Source organism: uncultured Pelagimonas sp. (assembly GCF_947498515.1).
Lineage (GTDB): Bacteria > Pseudomonadota > Alphaproteobacteria > Rhodobacterales > Rhodobacteraceae > Pelagimonas.
Map to the genome: position 1 here is coordinate 160,310 of NZ_CANMKO010000005.1, position 10,919 is coordinate 171,228.

13 protein-coding genes are annotated in these 10,919 nt (G+C 53.4%); 9 read left to right on the forward strand and 4 right to left on the reverse strand.

Annotation, left to right across the window (positions count from 1 at the left end; translation table 11 throughout):
* Positions 1-73: 73 nt before the first annotated feature.
* The 5 genes from Q1A43_RS11140 (at position 74) to Q1A43_RS11160 (ending at position 4,800) form a co-directional block, all read left to right on the forward strand.
* Positions 74-1,645 (forward strand): arylsulfatase, encoded by a 1,572-nt coding sequence (locus Q1A43_RS11140; RefSeq protein ID WP_299935098.1) that lies wholly within the window; start codon positions 74-76, stop codon positions 1,643-1,645.
* 96 nt (positions 1,646-1,741) lie between these two features.
* Positions 1,742-2,140 (forward strand): PRC-barrel domain-containing protein, encoded by a 399-nt coding sequence (locus Q1A43_RS11145; protein ID WP_299935101.1) that lies wholly within the window; start codon positions 1,742-1,744, stop codon positions 2,138-2,140.
* 20 nt (positions 2,141-2,160) lie between these two features.
* The gene (locus Q1A43_RS11150) at positions 2,161-2,667 is read left to right on the forward strand and encodes a DUF1269 domain-containing protein (RefSeq protein WP_299923544.1); all 507 of its coding nucleotides are present in this window, start codon (positions 2,161-2,163) and stop codon (positions 2,665-2,667) included.
* Positions 2,668-2,765: 98 nt separating this feature from the next.
* Complete coding sequence (locus tag Q1A43_RS11155; protein ID WP_299923547.1) at positions 2,766-3,626, forward strand: hypothetical protein; 861 nt, start codon at positions 2,766-2,768, stop codon at positions 3,624-3,626.
* A 61-nt stretch (positions 3,627-3,687) separates the two neighbouring features.
* Positions 3,688-4,800 carry a mechanosensitive ion channel domain-containing protein gene (locus tag Q1A43_RS11160; protein WP_299935103.1) on the forward strand — a complete coding sequence of 371 codons (1,113 nt, stop codon included), beginning with the start codon at positions 3,688-3,690 and terminating at the stop codon, positions 4,798-4,800.
* Positions 4,801-4,810: 10 nt separating this feature from the next.
* Here the strand turns inward: Q1A43_RS11160 and Q1A43_RS11165 are convergent, their stop codons facing one another.
* The 4 genes from Q1A43_RS11165 to Q1A43_RS11180 are packed head-to-tail and all read right to left on the reverse strand — an operon-like array spanning position 4,811 to position 6,959.
* Entirely contained in the window at positions 4,811-5,272 is a 462-nt protein-coding gene (locus Q1A43_RS11165) for a phage holin family protein (protein WP_299923553.1), read from the reverse strand.
* A 10-nt stretch (positions 5,273-5,282) separates the two neighbouring features.
* Complete coding sequence (locus Q1A43_RS11170; protein WP_299935106.1) at positions 5,283-5,558, reverse strand: hypothetical protein; 276 nt, start codon at positions 5,556-5,558, stop codon at positions 5,283-5,285.
* A gap of 5 nt (positions 5,559-5,563) precedes the next feature.
* Positions 5,564-6,718, reverse strand: coding sequence for an AI-2E family transporter (locus Q1A43_RS11175; RefSeq protein ID WP_299935109.1), 1,155 nt, complete (start codon positions 6,716-6,718; stop codon positions 5,564-5,566).
* Between the two features lie 7 nt (positions 6,719-6,725).
* The gene (locus tag Q1A43_RS11180; protein WP_299923562.1) at positions 6,726-6,959 is read right to left on the reverse strand and encodes a hypothetical protein; all 234 of its coding nucleotides are present in this window, start codon (positions 6,957-6,959) and stop codon (positions 6,726-6,728) included.
* A 192-nt stretch (positions 6,960-7,151) separates the two neighbouring features.
* Between Q1A43_RS11180 and Q1A43_RS11185 the strand changes: the two genes are divergently transcribed.
* From Q1A43_RS11185 to Q1A43_RS11200, 4 genes are all read left to right on the forward strand, one after another.
* On the forward strand, positions 7,152-8,636 hold the full coding sequence (locus Q1A43_RS11185) for a M48 family metalloprotease (RefSeq protein WP_299935112.1): 1,485 nt from the start codon (positions 7,152-7,154) through the stop codon (positions 8,634-8,636).
* Between the two features lie 123 nt (positions 8,637-8,759).
* Entirely contained in the window at positions 8,760-8,933 is a 174-nt protein-coding gene (locus Q1A43_RS11190) for a hypothetical protein (RefSeq protein WP_299935114.1), read from the forward strand.
* Between the two features lie 437 nt (positions 8,934-9,370).
* Positions 9,371-9,790 carry a helix-turn-helix domain-containing protein gene (locus tag Q1A43_RS11195; protein ID WP_299935117.1) on the forward strand — a complete coding sequence of 140 codons (420 nt, stop codon included), beginning with the start codon at positions 9,371-9,373 and terminating at the stop codon, positions 9,788-9,790.
* Positions 9,791-9,895: 105 nt separating this feature from the next.
* Positions 9,896-10,897, forward strand: a complete 1,002-nt coding sequence (locus tag Q1A43_RS11200; RefSeq protein WP_299923571.1) for a MoxR family ATPase — start codon at positions 9,896-9,898, stop codon at positions 10,895-10,897.
* Positions 10,898-10,919: the final 22 nt, after the last annotated feature.

Sequence of the window (10,919 nt, forward strand, 5' to 3'; positions counted from 1 at the left end):
CCGGCGCATCTCTTGAGCGGTCGTTCAAAACATGCTTCAATAAAAAACGTTTAGTTCAACAGCAGGTGGCAATATGTTAAAAACAAACAGTTTTAGGCAATGGGCGTTGGGGGCTGCAACTGCGGCCGCTCTGATCGTTCCCAGCGCCGTTCTGGCCCAGGACAAGCCAAACATTTTGGTAATCTGGGGTGACGATATTGGCCGTTCCAATATCTCAGCCTACACGATGGGCATGATGGGGTATCGCACCCCCAACATCGACAGCATCGCCAACGAAGGCATGATTTTCACGGACTACTACGGTGAACAATCCTGTACCGCTGGCCGTTCGTCTTACATCATGGGCCAATCGGTGTTCCGCACAGGCCTGTCCAAAGTTGGCCTGCCCGGTGCTGACTTGGGTATGCAAGAAGAAGACCCAACCATCGCTGGCCTGCTCAAGGCCGAAGGCTATATGACTGGCCAGTTCGGCAAGAACCACCTTGGCGACAAAGACGAGCATCTTCCAACCAACCATGGTTTCGACGAATTCTTTGGTAACCTGTACCACTTGAACGCCGAAGAAGAGCCCGAAAACGAAGACTATCCGCAGAACGCTGAGTTCCGCGAGCGTTTTGGCCCACGCGGTGTGATCAAATCCAGCGCCGATGGCTCAATTGAAGATACCGGTCCGCTGACCAAGAAGCGTCAAGAAACCATCGACGAAGAATCCGTTGCTGGTGCCATCGACTTCATGAAGCGCGCCAATGAACAGGGTAAACCTTTCTACGTTTGGTGGAACGGCACACGGATGCACTTCCGGACCCACGTCAAAGACGAAATGCGTGCCAAAGCAGACGAGATCGTCGGCAAACACGTAGATGAGTATCAGGCCGGTATGATCGAACACGATCTGCATGTCGGTCAACTGCTGGCAACGCTTGATGAACTCGGCATCGCCGACAACACCATCGTTCACTACTCCACCGATAACGGCCCTCACTACAACACGTGGCCCGATGCGGCGGCGACCCCCTTCTTTGGTGAAAAGAACACCAACTGGGAAGGTGGTTGGAGGGTACCGTCCATGGTGCGCTGGCCTGGCAAAATTGCGCCCGGCTCGGTTTCCAACGAAATCATGCACCACATGGATTGGCTGCCAACCTACTTGGCCGCTGCTGGCAACCCCAACATCAAGGAACAGCTTCTTGAAGGCGGCGTTCAGGCCATCGGCCGTGAATACAACGTCCATCTCGATGGCTACAACTTCTTGCCGCACCTGACTGGCGAAGAGGAAGCTGGCCCACGGAACGAGATTTTCTACTTTGCTGATACCGGCGAGCTGACCGCTCTGCGTTACCAGGATTGGAAAATGTTGTTCATGGAGCAAAAGGAATACACCACGCTGCGTGCATGGATCGAACCATGGACACCGCTTCGTACGCCTTTGATCTTCAACCTGCGTCGTGATCCTTATGAGCGCGCCTACCGTACGTCCAACACCTATTACGACTGGATGATTGACCGCGTCTTCTTGCTGGTCCCAGCTCAGGTTTACGTCGGTGAATTCCTTGCCACGTTCAAAGAGTTCCCACCACGTCAGAAGCCTGCAAGCTTCTCTGTCGACCAAGTTGTTGAGCAGATGCTCTCAGCTGTGGGTGACTAAACAAACCTGATGCGGCACCCATTTATTTGGGTGCCGCACTCCACCGACACGCGCTCGGACTTTTCCCAAAATACAAAATATAACTAGAGGTGTCATATGAAGATTTTGACTTCTCTTGCCCTGACAGCTGCACTGGCAACAGTTGCGCTTCCTGTCACTGCGCAAGAACGAGCCCATGTCGCGGGTGGTGTAAAGCTTGAATATCAAGACCTTGACGTTCAAATCATTGCTCTGGGTTGGAGCATGAAAGAGCTGTTGCGCGGCAAGGTTTACAATGAGCAAGGCAAACTTGTTGGCTACGTCAACGATGCGATCTTGTCTCAGGACGGTCAGGCAACCTTTGTTATCGTCAATGTCGCTGGCTTCTTGAGTGTCGGCCACAAACTGATTGCCTTGCCGACCCCCGCTTTCGCTCTGACTGATAGCGGCGATTTGGTTCTGCCAAACGCCACCAAGGACGCGCTCGAGTCGCTTCCTCCCTTCCATTATCGCTAATTAAAACTGGAGTCTGATCTATGCAGCTTGTTGCAATCATGATGGACGATGTCGAAACTGCCCGCAATGCACGTATGGAATGTGCCAAACTGGCGCAGGAACACTTGCTGACGCTGGAAGACGCAGTTGTCGTTTACAAAGAAGAGGGTGAGGTCAAGCTAGACCAAGCCGTCAACCTGACCGCCGCCGGTGCCATGGGTGGCGCATGGTGGGGTGTCTTGATCGGTGCAATCGCCGGGGTTGCCACCGGTGGTGCCGGGCTTGCCTTGGCGGGTTTGGCCGGTGGCGCCGCGGGTGGCGCGCTAAGCGGTTGGATGTCCGATGCCGGCATTTCCGACGAGTTGATGAAACAAACCGCCGATGCGCTGGAAGGTGGTAAGGCGATCTTGTTCATCGCAGGCCGCACCGGCGCACCGGACAAGGTTCTGGAACGTCTCAAGCCATTTGGGGGCGAGGTGGTAACCTCCAACTTGACCGCCGATGCCGACAAGAAAATCAACGCCATTTTGTCAGGTGAATCTGCCTAACCTACCGATCACGGTTAGAAGGCACAAAAAGATCGGCTCTTCCGCTAGCGTTACCGGGCGAGCCAATCAAAAACTCAAATAATTCGCAGGGGAAAAATATGGAAAAGTTTGTTGCTGTCGTTTTCGACACCGAGGAAGCTGCCTACAAGGGCGCGGACGCCATGCGCGATTTGCATCGCAACGGTGAGCTGGCGGTATATGCGGCTGGGGTTATTTCCAAAGGTTTAAATGGCGAAGTCGAAGTGAAATCGGCCGCTGATGAGGGCCCGATTGGCACCGCTTTTGGCATGATGCTTGGCGCAATGGTTGGTGTTTTGGCTGGTCCGGCCGCCGTTGCATCGGGTGCCGCGATTGCCGGTAGTGCCGTGGCCGCGCAAGCCGCAGCGGGTGGCATGGCGCTTGGCGGTATGACCGGTGGTTTGTTTGGCGCTTACCGCGACCTTTGGGTGTCCGGGATGGATGCCGCCATGCTCGACAATGTCAGCACTCAGTTGCAACCAGGCAAATCCTGTGTTGTCGCCTCGGTCGACGAGGTTTGGACAACTCCGCTAGATAGCAAAATGAAAGAAGCAGGCGGCACCGTTTACCGCAAACTGCGTGTAGATGCCGTTGACGCCGAAATGGCCGCTGAAATGGATGCGCTTGACCGCGAACTCGATGCGCTTGACGAAGAATGGGATCAGGCCACCGACGATGCCAAAGACGCCATCAACGAAAAAATGGATAGCGTGAAGACCAAAATGAAAGAAACCGGGGTCAAGATCGACAACCGGATGGAAGAGCTGGACCGCGAATTTGACGCCCGTTTGGTTGCTCTCGATGAACAGATCGAGAATGCGGCTGACAACACCAAAGCCAAGTTCGAGAAACGCAAAGCCGAAGTCAAAGCCGATCATGAGGCCCGCAAAGATCGGTTGGCCGCGGCCATGCACCGACTAGCCGACCGCATCGACGGTTAATACTCTTGAGGTCGGGTGATCGTGTGTCACCCGACCTTTCAGTCAGTCGAGGATATTCCCCATGAATTTTGGCGAAACTCTAGCCAGCGTTTTCTCCCGTTTGAAAACGTGGGTTTTCTTTGCTGACGTCGAAGACGTAATCCTTGCGTCGGTCTTTGTCGTGGTCATCTTTTTGGCGCGCAAACCGTTGTCGCGGTTGATCGTAAAAAGTCTCAACAATCTGATGACTCACCTGGCCGTGTCGATGCCAGATGAAGCAAAAAACGAACTGGAAAGCAAAACTTCCATTTTGCTGGTTGTTGGGGCGCTGTTCATCGCAGCCGACGTGCTGCAGTTCCCGGTTTTGGCCGGTGGGTTAATCAACAAGGTTCTGGCCTCCGTCGCCCTTATTGCGGTATTTTCCGGGTGGTACAATCTATGCGGCCCCTTTGTATCGTTATTAGGTGGCTACAATCGGTTAGAGATTAATGTCGAATCCAGCTGGATGAAAAGAGCAGCGCGATTTGGCGTTATTCTATTTGGCATCTCCGCTTTGCTCACTGTTTGGAAAGTCGATATCAGTGGCGCAATGACGGGCGTTGGCGTCTTGGGGGCGGGCGTAGCAATTGCCGCACAAGATCTTGTTCGAAATCTAGTCGCGGGAATGAATAACCAAAGCGAAAAACGTTTCACCGAAGGGGACGTTGTCGAAATAGAAGGTAATTTTATTGGGGTTGTCGAGCAAATTGATTTGCGCTCGACTGTATTACGCGGCTTTGATCAAATACCGCGCTATATCCCGAACTCCGATTTATCGAATGCTGTTGTCTTGAACTATTCGCAATTGCGCACAAGACGTGTGAAAAAGATAATTAGCCTAGTGCTCTCATGCACGGACCAACAATTAAAAGGGTTCAAACAAGATCTCAGAGATTACATGCTAAATAGTGGTGACTACGATCTTTCGGATGGGGCTCCGCAATATGTGAACATTGTGGGCCTATCCGAAAATGCGATTGAAGTTTTATTCTATGCCAGAACTAAAACCGCCGACTATCAGAATTTTCTGGATGTTGATGAGCGTCTGACGCTGAAAATCCTAGAAATATCCCGCAGGCATGACACCGCGATCGCCTATCCGACCCAGACTATCGACATGAAGTCACCTCTGGGTTCAGACAGGCCAGATACCTAAATTACGGCGATTACTTTTTCAGGTTTTTGATGACCGCACTGGCCACGGTGCCCGCCAAACCGGGTGCGATGGCCCCTAATGGGTTGCTCGCCATTTGACGAATAGCGTCGGTTGCCGCCTTCGCCTCTTGGGCGGCGCTTCGCACTTCTGCTTCGAGATCTTCCAAAGCCATATCACGCACTTCGGCAACCGGTGCCGTTTCTTGTTCTGCGTTGGACTTACCTGCCATCGAGATCAAAAACCCCGCGAGAACGATGTTGACCAAGGCAACAATCAACGCCGCGACCGGCTGGGAAACCACATCGGACAGCGCCAGATAGGCGGACACATTGAGCATGATCAAACCAACACCGGCGGCAATACCGGCTGCGGCCATCAACATGGTTTGTTGGCGCAGAACAGCGAGATGACGTTGGGCAATCAGTCGCTCGGACCGCATGACAATGGAGATATTACGAGAGATACGGCTCATGTTTGTGATCCTATTTCGAGCGGCCAAGCAGGTAGCCAATGGTAAAGGCTCCGAGGGCAAATAGCAGTGGTTTTTTATGTGTGAGGTCGTCGAACTGTTCTACCAATTCCCCAAGTTCAGCTTCCCAATCGATGGCATCTTCGTTGGTCGCTTCACTGGCAATAGCATCACTCGTTTCGACGTCTGACTCTGGTGTGACCTCTGGCGCGGGCTCGGGCTTTGGTCGCTCCGCCAATTGGCGTTTGAGATCGGCCAGTTCAGATTCCAACTCGGCTTTGGTCGCCATCAATCCTATCCTTCTTGTTCGGTCGGTTCCGCGGTTTTGTTCAGGGGCTTTCCCACAGGGGCCAGCGCCTCCTCACGCGTTTCCGTCATCAACGTGCCATCACCCGACATCAAAACAGCCAAAGGCCGGGTTGCCGGAAAATGTGAAATAATGATTAGCCCGCACACCGTTATCGGGACGCTCAACAATGCCCCCGACATGCCCCAGATGATGGTCCAAAACGACAGCGATAGCACCACAACCAAAGGCGACAGATTAAGCGAACGGCCGGTCAGGGATGGCTCAACAATATTGCCAATCACAAATTGAACGGCACCGCACCCTCCGACAATAATCAAAAACGGCGTGAACGTATCAAACTGAACGAGCGCCACCAAACCCGGCAAAACCACTCCCAAAATCGAACCGATTGTCGGGATGAAATTTAGCGCAAAGGCCAAAATGCCCCAGGTCTCGGCAAAGTCCAGCCCGACCGGTTTCATCACCGCATAACTTCCGATCCCAGTGATCAGGCTAACAAGGGTTTTGATCCCGACATAGCGTTGCAGGCTGATCGACATACCATTCAGAATTTGGCTGACTTTGGCACGCGCTTCGGCGTTTGGAACCGCACGGTCTAGCTTGACATTCATCGGGTTGCGTTCAAGCAGCATAAAGGGAACGAGCAACAAAACCAATATGATACCGCTTAGAACAGACCCGGCCGACGAAATCGCCCCGCCTGCCATTTCCGACAAGTTGAGATCAGCGAGCGCCGTTAACAGGGTCGCATACCCCTCCTCTCCGATCAGCCCTTCGAACCTTTTGAGCAGCAACTCAAAACGGGCTTCGTAGCGTGGGAATGCCTCGGCGACGGCCCCGGCCTGATTGGACAGAACATACAAGATGCCGGCAAACCCAAACGAGACAACTCCGAACGCCAACACATAGGCTAGCCATTCCGGAGTTGGGTTGCCGAAAATCGTGCCTTGCCGGGCCCGATCAACAATTGCGGAAATCAGAACAGCAAGCAGCAAGGCCAACGAGAGCGGGATCAGCAAATTTGCCGCGTAGACCAAACCAGCGATGACAAAGAAGCAAAAAACAACAAGTTGCGCCCAAAAGGCCATGCCATAGCGCGCGCCTATGGTTTCTGGTCGTTCTTTGTCATCTGGCTGCATGGTGTGATTAGGCCTTTTTCACGCGATCATAGGCCGCTTTCATCTTCAGCCCCAACTCCTTGGCGGCCTCACCAACTTCCTCGGCGCTTTTGTCAAACTGCGACTTGGAAACAAACTTGTCCCAATCGCTTGTCAGCTCCTGCCATTCTTCTTCTGCCTCTTTTGAAGCAAGGTGCAGTTGCACGCGAAGCTCATCACGGCGTTGCTGCAGATCGGCTAGCATTTTGGCAATATCAGTCATGAGATTTCCTTTGATGGAACTGTAAAGCATTTACATACACTAGGCACCTTTTCCGTCCAAATCACAACGGGAGATACTCAAATAATCTAGGATATTTGCACCTGCAGCACTTGTGGCAGATTTCGTTCGACGGGCGGGGCCAATTGACATAGCCTGCCCCCATCACCTCCAACAAGAGGAACCCCAGTTTCCATGTCCAATTCTATTTTCCCCAAACTATGTCAAACGCTTGCAGTCTCCCTAGGGTTATTGGTTGTCACGCCACAACCAACCTTGGCCTTTGACCTCACGCGCCCCGCAACAAGCTTTGAAGAAGAGCGGCAAAACTCAGAACGCACCCATGTCGACGTGCTCAAGCAGTTTGGCGGCATATACGATGACCCGGACCTGTCGGCCTATGTCGATCGCGTCGGTCAGCGTGTCGCCGCCGTTTCGGAAATGCCGGACAAGCCGTTCATTTTCACCGTGCTCAACACCCCGATGGTCAATGCCTTCACCACGGGCGGCGGCTATGTCTATGTCACGCGTGGCATTCTGGCCAGCATCAACAGCGAGGCCGAATTAGCCGCACTCTTGGGGCATGAAATTGGCCATGTCACCGCCCGTCACACCGCTCGCCGGGAAACCCGGATGAAGCAGGACCGCGCCGCTGCGATTGGGCTTGGCTTACTGACCGGCAGCCTGAGCACCGCGATTATTGCCGATGGGGCCAGCGACGTCATGCGTCAGGCCTACAGCCGCAAACAAGAGGCGGAAAGCGACCGTTTGGGTGTGATCAGCATGGCAAAAGCCGGCTATGATCCAAGCGCCATGCCCACGATGTTGGGGGCGTTGAAACGTGAGGTCGGCTTGATGGAAAGCATGGCTGGCGATCAGGGCGGGATTTCCATGCCAGCTTGGCTGTCGGACCATCCCGAGACCGATGACCGGGTTACCGATACAGTGCGGCAAGTCAAACGTATGAAAGGCAAACCCGCCAATGGCGAGATTGGTCGCGATGCCCATATGGACGCAATTGATGGCGTCCAATTCGGCCAAGATCCTCAACTTGGCTTTATGCAGGGTCGCACCTTTGTGCACCCTTTGGCGGGTGTAAAGTTTGACCTGCCTCAGGGATATGATTTGCGGGACATGCAAGGGGCGCTTATGGCGCAAAAAGACGACGATGGCGTTGTTATTTTTACCGCTGGTCGCTGGCCTGAAGACCGCGAGCTAAGTGAGTTCGCCCTTTCTGCTTGGTATTCAGTTACCGATGGCGACCTTGGGCAGCTGGATGATCTGAGAAACCTCACCGTCAATGGCCTACCCGCCGTCATGGCGACCAAGTTTGTGCATAGTCGGCTGATCAATGTCACCATCGCCGGGACGTCCATCCGATTGGACGAAGGATTGGTCGCAGGGGTCACATTGCTAACCGAAAAATCGCCGACTGACACCCAGTTGAAGGAATATCAAACGATTTTGGAGAGCTTCCGCACATTGACCAAGGCCGAACAGGATGCGGTGCCAAACCCAAGTGTCACGGTCGTCACTGTCCAGCCCGGCGACACAGTGCAAAGCCTATCCGCGCAAATGCTGGCGCGTACCTTCAAAGAGGAACGGTTCCATGCCCTCAACGGAATAGAAGGCGGTGTCGAAGCAGGCATGCGGGTGAAAATCATCACCGATAGAAAGTAAGGATTGCAAAGCTTTCATCTGCATCAAGGTGGATTCAAGTCCTACGCTCGAAACCAAGACCTTTTGCACTAGTTAAGCTCAACAGGGCTAGAAAACTCTGGTGTCGGATCTGGGAGGTCTATGATGCAACGCCTTGAAAGCATACAACATAAATCCTTTGCCCGGGCGGGTTGCCTGGCCGGGCCTTATGCATGGGCAAGCCAGGTTAACCCAACCCGCCACAATGAACGCAGCTGGCATGAGGTCCTCTCAAATCCTGAAAAAACCTTCCAATACATCAGTATTTGGGCTTTTTAAGCTGTCTGTTCGGGCACCCCCCGAGCACCTCTTTCCTTTTCGATGTAGCAACAAAGCAAGATTTAGCAGACCTCGGTCTCTTTGGGCGCGCTGTTGTCACGGGCGAAACGCTTTGGGAGAGCTTGCAAACTGCCAAAACCCATATCCCTTACCTGCAATCAGACTTAAGCCTTGCGATCCGCATACGCTCTGGTCGCTGCCGCGTGGAGGTTTCTCACAAAGTGGCAAGCCCTCACGCTCAACCGCAAAGCCCCACCTACATGGTGGGTCTGCTTGCAAATCTGGTGCAAAACGAGACCGAAGTCGCGGCTCGCAACTTCATTGTCGGGTTTCCGGGGGCCGAGGATGAGGACAGTTCGGATTTTGCCGAGCTATGCAAGCCAGTTACCGCCAATTTGGCCTTTGTCGAGTTTGATGACATCGGGCTCAAATCACCGATGAAACAGGCCGACTTTGGCAACTCTTTGATCTTGGCGCGGACACTGGAAGCATTGTCAAAATCAGCGGACCCATCGCCCGACCTTGCACGCCTGGTCCAAGCGGTTTTGATCGCATCGTTCGAACAGACTCAAAACCCAATCAAATTGAAATCAGCCGCCGATGTTTTAGGAATCCCGCTTCGAACATTTCAGGACCGCCTGAACAAAGAACACACGACATTTGCCGAAATCAGATCAAAGGTCAGGCACAAACTTGCCTGCGCTTATTTACTGGATGGCCTTTCAATTGAGCAAACCGCCACCTCACTTGGATACGCTCATCGGCAATCTTTCTCAGAAGCATTTAGAAAATGGGAAGGAATGCCCCCCTCATCTTTCAAAGATCAGGGTGTGATAGGCGATAGAATGCTCACTTAGGCTTAATTATCTTTGGCTTTTTCTCGCAAAAGCCTTGGCACCGGGTTACCACGAGTCTAGAGTTTTATGCGAGTTGACCGCATGAGATAATCAACGGAGTTTTGAATGACTGAACCTTCCCGCTCCGCTCTTGATCAAATCAACACTCTGCGTGACCGAATGCAGCAGTCAATTATTGGCCAAACGGATGTCATTGACCGGTTGGTGATCGGGATTTTGGCAAACGGCAATCTTTTGGTCGAAGGCCTGCCCGGTTTGGCCAAAACCCGCGCCATCAAAGCGATGGCCAAAAACCTTGATTCTGATTTCAGTCGTATTCAGTTCACAGCCGACCTTTTGCCGTCGGACGTCACCGGCACCGAAATCTACCATCAGGCAGAGGGCGTGGCCGAATTTCGTTTTTCGCCCGGACCGATTTTTGCCAACATTGTATTGGCTGACGAAATCAACCGCGCGCCGGCCAAAGTTCAAGGGGCTTTGCTTGAGGCGATGGAAGAACGGCAAGTTACCGTCGCTGGGACGACCCACAAGATGGAACCGCTGTTCATCGTTATGGCCACCCAAAACCCGGTCGAACAAGAAGGCACTTACCCGCTTCCCGAGGCGCAGATGGATCGCTTCTTGATGCATGTGAATATCGTCTACCCGCCGATCGAGGACGAGGTCGAAGTCATCCGTCTGGTGCGTGGAGAGGAAAAGGCCGCTCTCGCTGCCGACAGCGAGAAGAAAACAGAAAAACCCGACATGATCCCGCAGCAGGCGGTGTTCGATGCACGGGCCGAGATTGGCAACATCCATGTCTCGGACGAGATGGAGCGCTATATGGCCGAATTGGTCTATGCGACCCGGACCCCCGAAAAGATCAGCGATGATCTCGCCCGATGGATTGATGTTGGCGCAAGCCCTCGCGCCTCCCTTGCCTTGGATAAATGTAGCCGCGCCCATGCTTGGATGGCCGGGCGGGACTATGTCGATCCGCAGGATATTCGCGCGATTGTCTATGATGTTTTCCGCCACCGCATCACGCTAAGCTACGAAGCCCGCGGCGATGGCAAGAAAACTGACGATATCACCAAGACAATCGTTGATCTGGTGGCGCTGCCCTAAACGGGGACCTACGACAATTTGA